The sequence below is a fragment of the Streptomyces sp. NPDC058663 genome (genome assembly GCF_042716745.1).
In the GTDB taxonomy this organism is placed as follows: Bacteria; Actinomycetota; Actinomycetes; order Streptomycetales; family Streptomycetaceae; genus Streptomyces.
Genome location: NZ_JBHXRV010000023.1, coordinates 66,719 through 82,482 on the forward strand (window position 1 = coordinate 66,719; position 15,764 = coordinate 82,482).

General features: G+C 72.5%; 19 protein-coding genes. 18 read left to right on the top strand and 1 reads right to left on the bottom strand.

All coding sequences use genetic code 11. The features are described 5' to 3' along the window. The first annotated feature begins 2 nt into the window (after nt 1-2). From ACFWVV_RS18580 to ACFWVV_RS18610, 7 genes are all read left to right on the top strand, one after another. Nucleotides 3-170, top strand: a complete 168-nt coding sequence (locus tag ACFWVV_RS18580; RefSeq protein ID WP_384346974.1) for a hypothetical protein — start codon at nt 3-5, stop codon at nt 168-170. After that, on the top strand, nt 167-808 hold the full coding sequence (gene hisH, locus ACFWVV_RS18585; RefSeq protein ID WP_384346977.1) for an imidazole glycerol phosphate synthase subunit HisH: 642 nt from the start codon (nt 167-169) through the stop codon (nt 806-808). The genes ACFWVV_RS18580 and hisH overlap by 4 nt, the downstream gene beginning before the upstream one ends. After that, nucleotides 808-1,539 carry a bifunctional 1-(5-phosphoribosyl)-5-((5-phosphoribosylamino)methylideneamino)imidazole-4-carboxamide isomerase/phosphoribosylanthranilate isomerase PriA gene (priA, locus tag ACFWVV_RS18590; protein ID WP_384346979.1) on the top strand — a complete coding sequence of 244 codons (732 nt, stop codon included), beginning with the start codon at nt 808-810 and terminating at the stop codon, nt 1,537-1,539. Before hisH ends, priA begins: the two co-directional genes overlap by 1 nt. Further along, a complete protein-coding gene (locus ACFWVV_RS18595) occupies nt 1,536-1,934 on the top strand; it encodes a RidA family protein (RefSeq protein ID WP_384346981.1) in 399 nt (132 codons plus the stop codon). Before priA ends, ACFWVV_RS18595 begins: the two co-directional genes overlap by 4 nt. Continuing rightward, a complete protein-coding gene (gene hisF / locus ACFWVV_RS18600) occupies nt 1,931-2,686 on the top strand; it encodes an imidazole glycerol phosphate synthase subunit HisF (protein ID WP_384346984.1) in 756 nt (251 codons plus the stop codon). Before ACFWVV_RS18595 ends, hisF begins: the two co-directional genes overlap by 4 nt. Before the next feature lie 193 nt (nt 2,687-2,879). Next, on the top strand, nt 2,880-4,100 hold the full coding sequence (locus ACFWVV_RS18605; protein WP_384346987.1) for a cytochrome P450: 1,221 nt from the start codon (nt 2,880-2,882) through the stop codon (nt 4,098-4,100). A 73-nt stretch (nt 4,101-4,173) separates the two neighbouring features. Further along, entirely contained in the window at nt 4,174-5,637 is a 1,464-nt protein-coding gene (locus ACFWVV_RS18610) for an MFS transporter (RefSeq protein WP_384346988.1), read from the top strand. 39 nt (nt 5,638-5,676) lie between these two features. Here ACFWVV_RS18610 and ACFWVV_RS18615 read toward each other — a convergent pair whose 3' ends face one another. Further along, on the bottom strand, nt 5,677-6,309 hold the full coding sequence (locus ACFWVV_RS18615; RefSeq protein WP_384346991.1) for a TIGR03085 family metal-binding protein: 633 nt from the start codon (nt 6,307-6,309) through the stop codon (nt 5,677-5,679). A gap of 83 nt (nt 6,310-6,392) precedes the next feature. On the opposite strand from ACFWVV_RS18615, the gene hisI reads away from it, so the two are divergent. The 11 genes from hisI (at nt 6,393) to lgt (ending at nt 15,747) form a co-directional block, all read left to right on the top strand. Then, a complete protein-coding gene (gene hisI / locus ACFWVV_RS18620; protein WP_384346994.1) occupies nt 6,393-6,773 on the top strand; it encodes a phosphoribosyl-AMP cyclohydrolase in 381 nt (126 codons plus the stop codon). An 11-nt stretch (nt 6,774-6,784) separates the two neighbouring features. Next, nucleotides 6,785-8,281, top strand: a complete 1,497-nt coding sequence (locus ACFWVV_RS18625) for an anthranilate synthase component I (RefSeq protein WP_384346997.1) — start codon at nt 6,785-6,787, stop codon at nt 8,279-8,281. 14 nt (nt 8,282-8,295) lie between these two features. Then, nucleotides 8,296-9,009: a TIGR02234 family membrane protein gene (locus tag ACFWVV_RS18630; RefSeq protein WP_384347000.1), complete on the top strand. Its 714-nt coding sequence runs from the start codon at nt 8,296-8,298 to the stop codon at nt 9,007-9,009. A gap of 86 nt (nt 9,010-9,095) precedes the next feature. Continuing rightward, entirely contained in the window at nt 9,096-9,347 is a 252-nt protein-coding gene (locus ACFWVV_RS18635) for an HGxxPAAW family protein (protein ID WP_384347003.1), read from the top strand. Between the two features lie 252 nt (nt 9,348-9,599). After that, nucleotides 9,600-10,046 (top strand): DUF2752 domain-containing protein, encoded by a 447-nt coding sequence (locus ACFWVV_RS18640; protein WP_384347006.1) that lies wholly within the window; start codon nt 9,600-9,602, stop codon nt 10,044-10,046. Between the two features lie 117 nt (nt 10,047-10,163). Beyond that, nucleotides 10,164-10,973 (top strand): indole-3-glycerol phosphate synthase TrpC, encoded by an 810-nt coding sequence (gene trpC / locus ACFWVV_RS18645; protein WP_384347008.1) that lies wholly within the window; start codon nt 10,164-10,166, stop codon nt 10,971-10,973. 11 nt (nt 10,974-10,984) lie between these two features. Beyond that, complete coding sequence (gene trpM / locus ACFWVV_RS18650; RefSeq protein ID WP_384347011.1) at nt 10,985-11,125, top strand: tryptophan biosynthesis modulator TrpM; 141 nt, start codon at nt 10,985-10,987, stop codon at nt 11,123-11,125. A 95-nt stretch (nt 11,126-11,220) separates the two neighbouring features. Further along, a complete protein-coding gene (gene trpB / locus ACFWVV_RS18655) occupies nt 11,221-12,504 on the top strand; it encodes a tryptophan synthase subunit beta (protein ID WP_384347014.1) in 1,284 nt (427 codons plus the stop codon). After that, nucleotides 12,501-13,313 (top strand): tryptophan synthase subunit alpha, encoded by an 813-nt coding sequence (trpA, locus tag ACFWVV_RS18660; protein ID WP_384347016.1) that lies wholly within the window; start codon nt 12,501-12,503, stop codon nt 13,311-13,313. Before trpB ends, trpA begins: the two co-directional genes overlap by 4 nt. A 99-nt stretch (nt 13,314-13,412) precedes the next feature. After that, a complete protein-coding gene (locus tag ACFWVV_RS18665; RefSeq protein ID WP_384347019.1) occupies nt 13,413-14,363 on the top strand; it encodes a DsbA family protein in 951 nt (316 codons plus the stop codon). Between the two features lie 364 nt (nt 14,364-14,727). Then, the gene (lgt, locus tag ACFWVV_RS18670; protein WP_384347022.1) at nt 14,728-15,747 is read left to right on the top strand and encodes a prolipoprotein diacylglyceryl transferase; all 1,020 of its coding nucleotides are present in this window, start codon (nt 14,728-14,730) and stop codon (nt 15,745-15,747) included. The last annotated feature ends 17 nt before the right edge of the window (nt 15,748-15,764 follow it).

The window sequence follows — 15,764 nt, forward strand, 5'->3', positions numbered from 1 at the left end:
CCATGAACGGCCTCAACACCATCCTCATCGTCGTCGGGCTCTTCCTGCTCGGCGGGGTCATCTCCTTCTCCAAGCAGCAGATGCCCAAGGGCGTCATCGTGCTGCTCGGTCTCTCCTCGGCGATGTGCCTCGCCGCGGGCGTGCTGCGTATTCAGGGAATCTGGGAATGAGCGACGTGAAGAAAGTGGTCGTCTTCGACTACGGCTTCGGCAATGTCAGGTCCGCCGAGCGGGCCCTGGCCCGGGTCGGCGCGGACGTGGAGATCACCCGCGACTACGACACCGCGATGAACGCCGACGGGCTGCTGGTGCCCGGCGTCGGCGCGTTCTCGGCCTGCATGCAGGGGTTGCGCGAGGCGCGCGGCGACTGGATCGTGGGCCGCCGGCTCTCCGGCGGGCGCCCGGTGCTCGGCATCTGCGTCGGCATGCAGATCCTCTTCGAGCGCGGCATCGAGCACGGCGTGGAGACCGAGGGCCTGGACGAGTGGCCGGGCGAGGTCGCGCCGCTCAAGGCCGACGTCGTACCGCACATGGGCTGGAACACGGTCGACGCGGCCGAGGGCTCGGAGCTGTTCGCCGGCCTGGACGCCGGTGAGCGCTTCTACTTCGTGCACTCCTACGCGGTCCACGACTGGACGCTCGAAGTCACCAACCCCGCCATCCGCGCCCCGCGCGTCAGCTGGGCCACCCACGGCGAGCCCTTCGTCGCCGCCGTCGAGAACCGGGCGCTGTGGGCGACCCAGTTCCACCCCGAGAAGTCCGGCGACGCCGGAGCCCAGCTGCTCACCAACTGGATCGGAACCCTCTGATGTCCCAGCACAAGCTCGAACTACTGCCCGCCGTCGACGTCCGCGACGGCCAGGCCGTCCGCCTGGTGCACGGCGAGTCCGGTTCCGAGACCTCCTACGGGTCCCCGCTGGAGGCCGCACTCGCCTGGCAGCGCTCCGGCGCCGAGTGGCTCCACCTGGTCGACCTCGACGCGGCCTTCGGCACCGGTGACAACCGGAAGCTGATCGCCGAGGTCGCCGCCGCCATGGACATCAAGGTCGAGCTGTCCGGCGGCATCCGCGACGACGCCTCCCTGGAGGCCGCCCTCGCCACCGGCTGCAGGCGGGTCAACCTCGGCACCGCCGCCCTGGAGACCCCCGAGTGGGTCGCCAAGGTCATCTCCCAGTACGGCGACAAGGTCGCGGTCGGCCTGGACGTACGGGGAACCACCCTCCGGGGCCGCGGCTGGACCCGCGACGGTGGTGACCTCTACGAGACGCTGGCCCGCCTCGACGCCGAGGGCTGCGCCCGCTACGTCGTCACCGACATCGCCAAGGACGGCACCCTCCAGGGCCCCAACCTGGAGCTTCTGAAGAGTGTCTGCGCCGCCACCGACAAGCCCGTCGTGGCCTCCGGCGGCGTCTCCTCGCTCGACGACCTGCGGGCCATCGCCTCGCTGGTACCGGAGGGCGTCGAGGGCGCGATCGTCGGCAAGGCCCTGTACGCGAAGGCATTCACCCTGGAAGAGGCGCTGGAGGCGGTTTCCCGATGAGCGACTCCGTACGACGCGTGGCGACCGGTGCGCCCTGGGAGGACCAGTTCGGCTACTCCAGGGCCGTCGAACTGCCGAACGGCCTCGTCCTGGTGGCCGGTTGCACGTCGGTCGTCGACGGCGAAATCGCCGCCGGGACGCCGTACGAGCAGACGATGACCGCCTTCGGTGTCGCCGAGAAGGCCCTGAAGGAACTCGGCCTGACCCGCGCCGACATCGTCCGCACCCGGATGTACCTCACCCACGCCCGGGACGTCGAGGAGGTGGGCCGCGCCCACAAGGAGCTCTTCGACACGATCCGCCCGGTCGCCTCGATGCTGATCGTCTCCGGCTTCGTCGACCCCTCGCTGGTCGTCGAGGTCGAGATCGAGGCCTACCGGGGAGGTGCCGCGTGAGCCTGTCCGTACGCGTCATTCCCTGCCTGGACGTCACGGAAGGCCGCGTCGTCAAGGGCGTCAACTTCGAGAACCTGCGCGACGCCGGTGACCCCGTCGAGATGGCGAAGCTGTACGACGCCGAGGGCGCAGACGAGCTCACCTTCCTCGACATCACGGCCTCCTCCGGCGACCGGGAGACCACCTACGACGTGGTGCGCCGCACCGCCGAGCAGGTCTTCATCCCGCTCACCGTCGGCGGCGGCGTCCGCACGGCCGAGGACGTCGACAAGCTGCTGCGAGCCGGGGCCGACAAGGTGGGCGTCAACACCGCCGCGATCACCCGCCCCGAGCTGATCCGCGAGATCGCCGAACGCTTCGGGCGCCAGGTCCTCGTGCTGTCCGTCGACGCCCGGCGCACCGCATCCGGATCCTTCGAGGTGACCACCCACGGCGGGCGCCGCTCGGCCGGCATCGACGCCGTGGAATGGGCGCACCGGGCCGCCGAGCTCGGCGCGGGCGAGATCCTGCTCAACTCGATGGACGCCGACGGGACCAAGGACGGCTTCGACACGGAGATGATCGCCGCCGTCCGCAAGCACGTCACGGTGCCGGTCATCGCCTCGGGCGGCGCCGGCCGGCTGGAGCACTTCGCCCCCGCCGTCGGGGCGGGCGCGGACGCCGTGCTGGCCGCCTCCGTCTTCCACTTCGGGGATCTGCGGATCGCCGAGGTCAAGGCGGCCCTCGCGGAGGCCGGGCACCCGGTGCGCTGAGCATCCGGTGCGCTGGGCACCCGGTGCGCTGGGCAACTGGTGCGTTGAGGAGCATCCGGTGCGTTGGGCATCCGGCGCGCTGAGCACCACGCGCCACTCCAGTCTCGTACAACTGTCCCAAAACTGGCTGTGGTGGAAGATCGCGCATGGCTAGCGTTCCCCCTCGCGAGAACTCATCCGAGGGGGAACCGTCATGCCGTCACCCGTGCCCGGACCACCGCCCGTGCAACTGTCGGCACTGGGCGCCGACTTCGTCGCCGACCCCTACCCGGTCTACGCCCGGCTGCGCGAGCAGGGCCCGGTCCACCGGGTACTGACCCCGTACGGCGAGGACGTCTGGCTCGTCGTGGGCCACGAGGCGTGCCGTGCCGCGTACGTCGACTCCCGCTTCAGCCGCGACTGGCGCACCTACGGGCACCTCGCCCCGCAGCTTCCCGCGTACGCCCACGGCCCCGGCAACGCCCACGTCCTGCTGAGCGATCCGCCGGACCACACCCGGCTGCGCAGGCTGGTGGCCCGCGAATTCACGCCACGCCGCATCGAGGCGCTGGCGCCGCGCGTGCAGCAGATCACTGACGAACTGATCGACGCCATGGAAGCCGGCGGGGCGCGCGGCGCCGACGTCATCGACGCGCTCGCCTTCCCCCTGCCGATGACCGTCATCTGCGATCTCCTCGGCGTGCCCGACCTGGACCGGGACGCCTTCCGCGGCTGGTCCAACGAGGTGGTGGCGCGCACCAGCCCGGAGGCGGAGCAGGCGGCGTACGCGGCGGCCATGCCGTACCTCACCGGGCTCATCGAGGCCAAGCGCAAGGCACCGGGCGAGGACCTGCTGAGCGCGATGATCCACACCGCCGACGAGGACGGCGACCGGCTCAGCGCGGACGAACTCCTCTCCATGGCCTTCCTGCTGGTCGTCGCCGGGCACGAGACCACGGTGAACCTGATCGGCAACGGGCTGCGGGCCCTGTTCCACCACCCGGAGCAACTCGCCCTGCTGCGCGGCGACCTGCCCGGCCTCATCGACGGTGCCGTCGAGGAGATCCTGCGGTACGACGGTCCGGTGGAGGGTTCCACCCCGCGCATCGCCCGCGAGGACACCGAGTTCGGCGGTGCGCTCATCCCGGCGGGCTCCTCCGTGGTGATCGTGATGGCCGACGCCGACCGCGACGAGGCCCGCTTCGAGGACCCCGCGCGCTTCGACATCCGCCGCGACGCCCGCGGCCACATCGCCTTCGGGCACGGCATCCACTTCTGTCTGGGCGCCCCGCTGGCCCGGCTGGAGGGACGGATCGCCCTGCGGACGCTGCTGGAGCGCTTCCCGGAGCTCGCCGCCGACGGGTCCCCGGACGCGGGGCCCTGGATCCCCGGGGAACTGATCCGGGGCGTACGGAAGCTGGCCGTGCGCTGGTAACGGGCGCCGCGGGCCCGATCCGGCCGTGGGAGCACGGCTACTTCCGCTCCGTCCCCGAGAGGGCAGCACAACGATGACCGAACCACGCGGGGAGCCGACGGGCCCACCGGAGACAGCCGGGACCGGATGCCCGGGCAAGGCGGCCCACCGGGACAGCAACGTGCTGCGCTGGCTCGGCGCGTACGCCGCCTCGCTCGTCGGCGACACCGTGTACTTCCTCGCGCTCGGCTGGGCCGCCGCCCAGGCGGGCGGCCCCGCCCAGGTCGGCATGATCATGGCGGTCGGCGCGATACCCCGGGCCGTGCTGATGCTCGGCGGGGGAGTGGTGGCCGACCGGATCGGCCCGCGCCTGGTGGTGATCGGCTCGGACGCGGTGCGCTGCGTGGTGATCGTCGCCATCGCGGTGGCGCTGATGCTGAGCGGCCCCGAAGTGTGGCTGCTGCTGGTGGTGGCGCTGGTCTTCGGCGCGGTGGACGCGCTCTTCCTGCCCGCCGTGGGAGCCCTGCCACCCCGGATCACCGGCCCCGCGCAACTGGTGCGGGTGCAGGGCATGAAGGCCCTGACCGGCAGGTTCGGCGGCATCGCGGGCGCGCCGGTCGCCGGGTTCGCGATGGGCCTCGGCGGCCCCGCGGCGGCGTTCGCGGTGGCGGGCGCCCTGTTCACGGTGTCACTGGTGCTGCTGGTGGGACTGCGGGTGGCCCCACTGCCCCGGGAGACGGCGGACGGGGCCACCGGGAAGCCGCCCGGCGCGGGGGAGGCCACGGGGAAGGCGCCGGATGCCGTGGGGGCCACCGGGCAGGCGTCAGGCGCGGAGGAGTCCAGGGAGAAGGCACCCGATGCCGTGGGGGCCACCGGGCAGGCGTCAGGCGCGGGGGAGGCCACGGGGAAGCCGTCCGCCGGGAAGCAGGCCCCGCGCCGCTCCGTGTGGCGGGATCTGACCGACGGTCTCGGTTACATCCGCCGCCACCGCCTCATCGGCCCGCTCGTCCTGTCCAACGTCCTGTTCCAGTTGGGCGGCGTCCCCCTGATCAACGTCGGCCTCGTCCTGCTCGCCGCAGACCGCGGCTGGGGGGCGCCGGGCGTGGCCTGGATCGTCGGCGCCTTCAGCGCGGGTGCCGCGGCCACGGCGATGCTGCTGACGGTACGGGGGCGGATGGCGCGGGCGGGCCGGGTGCGGCTGCTGGCCCTCACCGGCGGATCGGCCCTGGTCGCCCTACTGGGATCGGCACCGGCACTCGGCTGGGCGGTGGCCGTCGCCGCGCCGATGGGCATGCTGGTCGCCCTCAGCGGGGGCCTCACCTCGGGCCTCGTCCAGACGGCCGCCGACCCCGCCTACCTGGGCCGGGTCACCTCGGTCACCTCGCTGGTCAGCCTGGGCGTCGCGCCCCTCGCCTACCCCCTGGTGGGCCTCGCGGTCGGCCTGTGGGGGGTGACGGCGGTCTTCCTGGGGTGCGCGGCGCTGTGCGTGTCGGCGGCCCTGATCGGGGTCACCTACAAGGAGGTGCGGGGAGCCGAACTCCCCACACCGTCGAAGTAGGCACGCGGCGCCAGGAGCCGCCGGCCGGGAGCGGGCAGGTCAGAGACCCAGCTTGGCCTCGTGGGCCCGGGCAACCGCCTCCTTGTCCCCCTCCAGGTCCACCCGCGCCGAGTCCTGCCGGCCGAAGCCGAAGAGGATCAGCTCGCCGGGCTCCCCGGTGACCGTCACCACCGGCGTCCCCCGGTGCGCCACCGCCGTCCGGCCGTCGGGACGCCGCAGCACCAGGCCGACGGGGGAGCGGCGCCCGAGGACCCGGGCCATCTTCTCCAGCCGCGACCACAGCGCGTCCGCGAACACCGGGTCCAGCTCGCGCGGCGTCCACTGCTCCTGGGCGCGGCGCACGTCCTCGGAGTGGATGTAGAACTCGACCGTGTTCGCCGCCTCGTCCACCGGCTTCAGCGAATAGGGGGAGCGGCGCGACGGCCCGGTGCGGATGAGCTGCACCAGCTCCTCGTACGGTTTGGCGGCGAATTCCGACTGCACGCGCTCCAGCCGGTTCTTCAGGGCGGAGAGCAGAAGTCCGGCCGCCGCGTCAGGGCGGCGCTCGCGCACCACCACATGGGCCGCGAGATCGCGGGTGCGCCACCCCTCGCACAGGGTCGGGGCGTCGGGTCCCGCGGCCTCCAACATATCGGCGAGCAGCAGCCGTTCACGCTTTGCATGGGTCGACATGTCGGCCAGCGTACGACCGTCGGGGGCCGTCCGCACAGTGGACGACCGGCCGTTTCCGTCGGCCGAAGCGGCACAATTGCCCTATGAGTACGCCCACGCCCCACCAAGCCCGCAGCAGCCTCGATCCGGCCGTCGCCGCCCGCCTCAAGCGCACCCCCGACGGGCTCGTCCCCGCCGTCGCCCAGCAGTACGACACCGGCGAGGTGCTGATGCTCGGCTGGATGGACGACGAGGCCCTGCACCGCACCCTCACCACGGGCCGCTGCACCTACTGGTCGCGCAGCCGCCAGGAGTACTGGGTCAAGGGCGACACCTCCGGCCACGTCCAGCGCGTGAAGTCCGTCGCGCTGGACTGCGACGGCGACACCCTGCTGGTCAGGGTCGACCAGGAGGGCGCCGCCTGCCACACGGGGGAGCGCACCTGCTTCGACGCCGATGTGCTTCCCGTCACGGGCGCCGAGTAGGGTCGGCGGGCATGGATCTGGAGACCTTCCGCAAGCTGGCGGCCGACCGCCGCGTCATCCCCGTCAGCCGCCGGCTCCTCGCGGACGGCGACACGCCCGTGGGGCTCTACCGCAAACTCGCGGCCGAACGGCCCGGCACCTTCCTCCTGGAGTCCGCCGAGAACGGCCGCTCCTGGTCCCGCTACTCCTTCGTCGGCGTCCGCAGCTCCGCCACCCTCACCGCCCGCGACGGCCGGGCCCACTGGCTGGGCACGCCCCCGGTCGGCGTCCCCACCGACGGCGACCCGCTCGACGCGCTGCGCGCCACCGTCGAGACCCTGCACACCCCGCGCGACCTCGCGGGCGACCTGCCGCCCTTCACCGGAGGGATGGTCGGCTACCTCGGCTACGACATCGTGCGCCGGCTGGAGAGGATCGGCGAGCACGGCACCGACGACCTGAAGCTCCCCGAGCTGACCATGTTGCTCACCTCCGACCTCGCCGTGCTCGACCACCGCTACGGCACCGTCCTGCTGATCGCCAACGCGATCAACCACAACGACCTCGCCACCGGGATCGACGAGGCCTACGCGGACGCCACCGCCCGCCTCGACGCCATGGAGGCCGACCTCTCCCGGGCCGTGCCCACGGCGCCCGCGCTGCTGCCGCCCTCCGAGGTCCCCGTGTACACCGAGGGCTGGGGCGGTGAGCGGTACCAGGCCGCCGTGGAGGACATCAAGGAGCGCATCCGGGCCGGCGAGGCCTTCCAGGTCGTCCCCTCGCAGCGCTTCGAAACCCCCTGCCGGGCAAGCGCGTTGGACGTCTACCGGGTGCTGCGTGCCACCAACCCCTCGCCGTACATGTACCTCTTCCGCTTCGACGGGTTCGACGTCGTCGGCTCCAGCCCGGAGGCCCTCGTCAAGGTCGAGGACGGGCACGCCATGGTCCACCCCATCGCCGGCACCCGGCACCGCGGCGCCACCCCCCAGGAGGACCAGGCGCTCGCCGAGGAACTGATGGCCGACCCCAAGGAACGCGCCGAACACCTGATGCTCGTCGATCTCGGCCGCAACGACCTGGGCAGGGTCTGCGAGCCGGGCTCCGTCGAGGTCGTCGACTTCATGTCCGTCGAGCGCTACTCGCACGTCATGCACATCGTCTCGACGGTGACCGGCAGGGTCGCCGCGGGACGCACCGCCTTCGACGTCCTCACCGCCTGCTTCCCGGCGGGCACCCTCTCCGGCGCCCCCAAACCGCGCGCGATGCAGATCATCGAGGAGCTCGAACCGAGCAGGCGCGGCCTCTACGGCGGATGTGTCGGTTATCTCGACTTCGCCGGGGACTCCGACACGGCCATCGCCATCCGCACCGCCCTGCTGCGTGACGGCACCGCATACGTGCAGGCCGGAGCGGGTGTCGTCGCCGACTCCGACCCCGTCGCCGAGGACACCGAGTGCCGCAACAAGGCCGCCGCGGTGCTTCGCGCGGTCCACACGGCCAACCGGCTCGGGGCGCGCCGCGAGGGGTGAGGGATAGTGGGGGTGTGAGCGCCGTACCCCCCGCACCCCAGACCTCCGCAGAGCCCGCCCCGAGCCGGGGCGGCGGCAGGCGAAGTCTTGCCGCCGCCCTGCTGCTCGGCGCGCTCGGCGCGACCGTCGTCCTGATCTCCTCCGGGCAGATCTGGACCTCGGGCACCGCCACCGTCCCCGGCATCGGGGCCAAGAACCTCGACGCGGACGGCCAGGCCATCACCGGGGCCCCCGCCGCCCTCGCGATCGTCGCCCTGGCCGCCCTCGTCGCTGTCTTCGCCGTCCGCAGGGCCGGCCGGGTCCTGGTCTCCGCACTGCTGGCCCTGAGCGGCGCGGGCACCGTCGCCGCGGCCCTTCTCGGGGCGGGCGACCACAAGGCGCTCGACGAGCAGGCCGCCACCCTCTCCGGCGATCTCGCCGCCACGGTCGAGTCCGTCACCCGAACGGGCTGGCCCTACGTCACCGCCGCCGGCGGACTGCTGCTCCTGCTGGCCGGGCTGCTGGCACTGCGCTTCGGGGGGAAGTGGCCGGGCATGGGCGGGCGGTACGAGCGCGAGGGCGGACCCCGTACCCGTCACCAGGCCCGCAGGCCCGCCGACCCGGAACGCCCCGAGGAACTCTGGAAGGCGCTGGACCGCGGCGAGGACCCGACGGACCGGGACGATCCGGCCCCCCGCGAGGAGCCGGCGACCCGCTCGGGCACGCGCGCGCCGACGCGCGAAGGGTGACCCCGGGTCACGCCTGGTGCCCCGGTGGGGAACAATGAGCCCGAGCATCTCGTAGCTGAAGAGTTGAAGACACCAAGGAGCACCTCATGCCCAGCCGCGGACACCACGGACACACCCCGGCCGCCTGGACCGGCGTAGTCATCGCGTTCATCGGCATCTGCGTCTCCAGCGCCTACATGGTGATGGCCAACTCGGTCGGCTTCTGGATCGGCATCGGGATCTCGCTGGTCGGCGGCCTGGTGGGGCTTGCCATGCGGATGGCGGGCATGGGCATGCCCAAGGAGCCGGCGGCGCTCGTCGAGGCGCGGGCCGCGGCCGGACGGGCCCAGCTCCAGTAGTCCTGCCCCACGGATGACGGAAAGGCGCAGCCCCCGGGGGCGGCGCCTTTCCGTGTCCCCCGGGCCGGATGCCGACGCGCCCGCCCGTCACCGTGCCGTCAACCGGTCCCGGGGCCGGATGCCGACGCGCCCACCGGTTACCGTGCCGTCAACCGGTCCCCGGGCCGGCCGCCGGCACGCCCCCGCCCGCCCGTCACCCCGCTCCCGCGTCGCCGCGGGGCGCGCCCGGGGGGAGTGCGGGATACTCGCCGGGTGGATGCCACCTCGCCGCCCCGCCCCGCCTTCGCCCCGCCGCCCCCGCGCCCGCTGGGGCGGCGGCTGGCCGCGCCCGTCGCCACCCTCGCCGGAGTACTCGCCGCCTTCGCCTACGTCGGTGCGGTCGACCCCAACGAGGCCGGGCACTATCCCACCTGTCCGCTGCTGGCCATGACGGGGATCTTCTGCCCGGGGTGCGGCGGGCTGCGCAGTGCGCACGCCGTGGCGCACGGGGACCTGGCCGGGGCGCTGGGCGCCAACGCGATGGCCGTCGCCGGGTACGGGATCTTCGCCGTGCTGATGGCGATCTGGCTCACCCGGGCCGTCCGGGGCCGGGAGATGCGCTTCGCGCCGACCCCGCTCCAGTGGTGGCTACTGGGCGGCTCCTTCGCGGTCTTCAGCGTTGTCCGGAACCTGCCGTTCGGCGCAGCGCTGGCACCCTGAATTGCCCAGGTAGTGGGATGTCTGTCAACTGGATGCGGGCCTTGAGCCCTCCTGCGGATACCATCGCTCATGGCCGATCCTGGCCCTCCATCACCGTCCCGGAAGGGGGCAGCTCGCGTGAGTGTGCTCGACGAGATCATCGAAGGCGTACGCATCGACCTCGCGGAGCGGCAGGCACGTGTCAGCCTGGAGGAGCTCAAGGAGCGGGCTGCCAAGGCGCCCGTCGCCAAGGACGGTGTCGCGGCCCTGCGCGGCGACAGCGTCAAGGTCATCTGCGAGGTCAAGCGCTCCAGCCCCTCCAAGGGCGCGCTCGCGGCCATCGCTGACCCGGCCGCCCTCGCCGCCGACTACGAGGCGGGCGGCGCCGCCGTCATCTCCGTGCTCACCGAGGAGCGCCGCTTCGGCGGTTCGCTGGCCGACCTGGAGGCCGTCCGCGCCAAGGTGGACATCCCGGTGCTGCGCAAGGACTTCATCGTCACCGCGTACCAGCTGTGGGAGGCCCGTGCGTACGGTGCCGACCTGGTGCTGCTGATCGTCGCCGCGCTGGAGCAGGACGCGCTGGTCTCCCTCATCGAGCGTGCCGAGTCCATCGGCCTCACCCCGCTGGTCGAGGTGCACGACGAGGACGAGGTGGACCGGGCCGTCGAGGCGGGCGCGAAGATCATCGGGGTCAACGCGCGCAACCTGAAGACCCTCAAGGTCGACCGCGGCACCTTCGAGCGCGTCGCCCCGGAGATCCCGGACCACATCATCAAGATCGCCGAGTCCGGCGTGCGCGGACCGCACGACCTGATCGCGTACGCCAACGCGGGCGCGGACGCCGTGCTCGTCGGCGAGTCGCTGGTCACCGGCCGCGACCCCAAGTCCGCCGTGTCCGACCTGGTCGCCGCGGGCGCCCACCCGGCGCTGCGCCACGGGCGGGGCTGACCCCCGCCGCCATGACCCCTCACCCCCGCCTCGCCCCCGGCTGCCGCCCGCGCGGCTGCCGTGCGCCCGCGCGCCGGGTGCGGGGCCGCCGGGTCAGGTACCACATCGGCTCCGAGCCGGGGCAGATCAACGGCATGCGATGGCGTCGCTGAAGCGTCGTACCCGACGCTTCACCCAGTGACACCATTTCCGGGTGATCCCCGGCAATTCCCCTCGATTCACGCCTTATGTCACGAGGAGTTTCGGCATGCCCAGCGAGTTCTTCATTCCCGACCCCCAGGGTCACGTCCCCACCGCCGAGGGCTACTTCGGCGAGTTCGGCGGCAAGTTCATCCCCGAGGCGCTGGTCGCCGCGGTCGACGAGGTCGCCGTCGAGTACGAGAAGGCGAAGGCGGACCCGGCGTTCGCGGCCGAGCTCGACGATCTGATGGTCCACTACACCGGCCGTCCCAGCTCCCTGACCGAGGTGCCCCGGTTCGCCGGACACGCGGGCGGCGCCCGGGTGTTCCTCAAGCGCGAGGACCTCAACCACACCGGCTCGCACAAGATCAACAACGTGCTCGGCCAGGCGCTGCTCACCCGGCGCATGGGCAAGACCCGTGTGATCGCCGAGACCGGGGCGGGCCAGCACGGGGTGGCCACCGCCACCGCGTGCGCGCTCTTCGGCCTCGACTGCACCATCTACATGGGCGAGATCGACACCGAGCGCCAGGCCCTCAACGTGGCCCGGATGCGCATGCTCGGCGCCGAGGTCGTGGCCGTGAAGTCCGGCAGCCGCACCCTCAAGGACGCCATCAACGAGGCGTTCCGCGACTGGGTCGCCAACGTCGACCGCACCCACTACCTCTTCGGCACCGTCGCGGGCCCGCACCCCTTCCCCGCCATGGTCCGCGACTTCCACCGCGTGATCGGCGTCGAGGCGCGCCGCCAGATCCTGGAGCGGACCGGCCGGCTGCCGGACGCCGCGGTGGCCTGTGTCGGCGGCGGTTCCAACGCCATCGGCCTCTTCCACGCCTTCATCCCGGACGCGGACGTACGCCTGGTCGGCTGCGAGCCCGCGGGACACGGCATCGAGACGGGCGAGCACGCGGCCACCCTGAGCGCCGGCGAGCCCGGCATCCTGCACGGCTCGCGCAGTTACGTCCTGCAGGACGAGGAGGGCCAGATCACCGAGCCCTACTCGATCTCGGCGGGCCTGGACTACCCGGGCATCGGCCCCGAGCACTCCTACCTCAAGGACATCGGCCGCGGCGAGTACCGCGCGGTCACCGACGACGCGGCCATGCAGGCACTGCGGCTCCTGTCCCGCACCGAGGGCATCATCCCGGCCATCGAGAGCGCCCACGCGCTCGCGGGCGCGCTGGAGCTCGGCAGGGAACTGGGCAAGGACGGTCTGATCCTGGTCAACCTGTCCGGCCGCGGCGACAAGGACATGGACACGGCGGCCCGTTACTTCGGGCTGTACGACACGGACGCGGCCGTCGCGGCCGACGAGGCAGCGGTCGCGGAGATCACGGGGGACGCCAAGTGAGCGGGAACGTACAGCTGTTGAGCGACACCCTCGCCGCCGCCAAGGCCGAGGACAGGGCCGCGCTGATCGCCTACCTGCCGGCCGGGTTCCCCACCGTCGACGGCGGCATCGAGGCCGTCAAGGCGGTCGTCGCGGGCGGCGCGGACGTCGTCGAGATCGGGCTGCCGCACAGCGACCCGGTGCTGGACGGGCCGGTCATCCAGACCGCCGACGACATCGCCCTGCGCGGCGGGGTCAAGATCGCCGACGTGATGCGCACGGTGCGCGAGGCACACGCGGCGACCGGCGTGCCGGTCCTGGTCATGACGTACTGGAACCCCATCGACCGGTACGGCGTCGAGCGGTTCACGGCCGAACTCGCCGAGGCCGGCGGCGCGGGCTGCATTTTGCCCGACCTGCCGGTCCAGGAGTCCGCGCTGTGGCGCGAGCACGCCGGGAAGCACGGCCTGGCCACAGTGTTCGTGGTCGCGCCGAGCAGCCGCGACGAGCGGCTCGCGACGATCACGGCGGCCGGTTCGGGCTTCGTGTACGCGGCGTCGCTCATGGGCGTCACAGGGACGCGCGAGTCCGTGGGCGAGCAGGCCCAGGACCTCGTACGGCGGACCAGGGCCACCACCGACCTGCCGGTGTGCGTCGGCCTCGGCGTCTCGAACGCCGTACAGGCCAAGGAGGTCGCGGTCTTCGCGGACGGCGTCATCGTCGGCTCGGCGTTCGTCAAGCGGATGCTGGACGCCGAGGACGAGGCCGCCGGACTGCGCGCGGTGCGCGAACTGGCGTCGGATCTGGCGGCGGGCGTGCGACGGAACTGACCACCCATCGGACGCGTAACTTTATGGTTCCGTAGTCCGTACGAGTGGAAATGTGACCGGGGTGGCGCATCGGTGCCGCCCCGGTTCGTTGCTGCGGGTGTGAGCGAGAAGAACTCTGCAGGCAAGCGAACCGCGCGAGAGCGGCTCATCCAGGAGCGCGAAGCACAGAAGGCGCGCGACAAACGACGGCGGTTGCTGATCGTCTCCGCGGCGGTGGTCGGAGTCCTCGGCCTGGCCGCCGTGGCAGGTGTGGTCGCCTCGAGCAGCGGTGACAAGGACAAGGACGACGGGGCCAGTGACAGGCCGGTCTCGGCACCGGCCGGAGCCGTCGGCGAGGGAAAGGTCGCCCTCCCGGTGGGCAAGCCGGACGCCCCGTCCGTGCTGACGGTCTACGAGGACATGCGCTGCCCCGCGTGCGGGGCCTTCGAGAACAGCATGCGCGCGACCGTCAACAAGCTGGAGCAGGAAGGAAAGATCAGGGCCGAGTACCACGTGGTGTCGTTCATCGACAACGCGATGAGGGGCAACGGCTCCAAGTACGCGGCCAACGCGCTGGGCTGCGCGCAGGACGCGGGCAGGTTCCACGCCTACCACGACGTGCTCTTCCAGAACCAGCCCCAGGAGCAGGACGACGCCTTCGGCAACAAGGGCCGCCTGCTGGAACTGGCCGGGAAGGTGCCGGGGCTGCGGGGCGAGGCCTTCGACGCGTGCGTGCAGAAGGAGAGTTACGCACCGTGGGTGACCAAGGTGCAGGAATCCTTCAGCGCGTCCGAGTACAAGGCGACACCGACGGTGCTGCTCAACGGCGAGCCGGTGTTCCCGCAGAAGGGGAGCGAGCAGATCTCCCCGGCGAATCTGATCAAGTGGGTCGACGCGGCGAACAAGGGCAAGCCGGTGGGGACGAAGGCACCCACCCCGGCGGCATCGTCCCCGGCCGCCCCCTCGCGCGCGACGCCGACGGCATCCGTCACCGGAGCGCCCGCGGCGCCGGGCGCGGGCAGCGCGCCGACGGCGGGCAGCGCGCCGACCGGGGGCGCGGGCACGAGGTAGGCACGGCAGCGGGCGGCGGCCACACCACCGGGCCGCCGCACCGGGCCGCGCGGTCTCAGGGGCCGCCCCGGGGCCGAGCGGTTCCCCGGACGGTCGCGCCGGGGCCGGGCGATGTGCTTCCCCAGCCGCCGCACCCGGGGCCGGGCGATGCGCTCCCCGGGCCGCGGGACCCGGGGCCGGGCGATGCGCTCTCCGGGCCGCGGGGCCCCGGGCCGCGCGGTTCTCTGCACCGCCGCACCCGGGGCCACCCGACTCCCTCCACCGCCGCTCCGGATCAGGGCCGGGCACAAGGGGGGCCCGTTATGCAGACGTTGCCGGGTGGGTTGCCACCGGTACAGCCCGGCAGGGTAGCGTCGACCCCGCCATGAACCTTGCCTACATTCCCAGCCCGGCGGCCGGTGAGATCCACCTCGGACCCCTCCCGCTGCGCGGCTACGCCCTCTGCATCATCATCGGCGTCTTCGTAGCCGTCTGGTACGGCAACAAGCGCTGGATCGCCCGTGGCGGCAAGCCGGGGACGGTCGCCGACATCGCCGTCTGGGCAGTGCCCTTCGGCCTGGTCGGCGGACGGCTCTACCACGTGATCACCGACTACCAGCTCTACTTCTCCGAAGGCAAGAACTGGGTCAACGCGTTCAAGATCTGGGAGGGCGGCCTCGGCATCTGGGGTGCCGTCGCCCTCGGTGCGGTCGGTGCCTGGATCGGCTGCCGCAGCCGCGGCATCCCGCTGCCCGCCTGGGCCGACGCCATGGCGCCCGCCCTCGTCATCGCGCAGGCCATCGGCCGCTGGGGCAACTGGTTCAACCAGGAGCTGTACGGCCGCGAGACCGACCTCCCCTGGGCGTTGGAAATCACCAAGGGCGAGAACCCGGGCTTCTACCACCCGACTTTCCTCTACGAGTCGCTGTGGTGCCTCGGTGTCGCCGCGCTGATCGTCTGGGCGGACCGCCGCTTCAAGCTCGGCCACGGGCGGGTCTTCGCGCTGTACGTCGCGGCGTACTGCGCGGGCCGCGCCTGGATCGAGTACATGCGCGTCGACGACGCCCACCACATCCTGGGCCTGCGGCTCAACGTATGGACCGCGCTCATCGTCTTCGTCCTGGCCGTGGTCTACCTGGTGCTGTCGGCGCGGCTGCGCCCCGGCCGCGAGGAGATCGTCGAGCCGGACCGCGACGGAGCCGGCGACCCGGCCGCCGCGACCACGGACGAAGGCAAGGACCAGGACCAGGACCAGGACCAGGACGAGGACGAGGACAGCGGCAGCGGCAGCGGCGGCGCGACCCTGGACGACGGGAGCGTCGCCCACGACGTGAAGGCCACGAAGCTCACGAAGACCGCGAAGCTCACGAAGACCGAGGTGCGGGGCGAGGCCGAGAAGGGCTGAGGTCCCGCCTCGCGTAC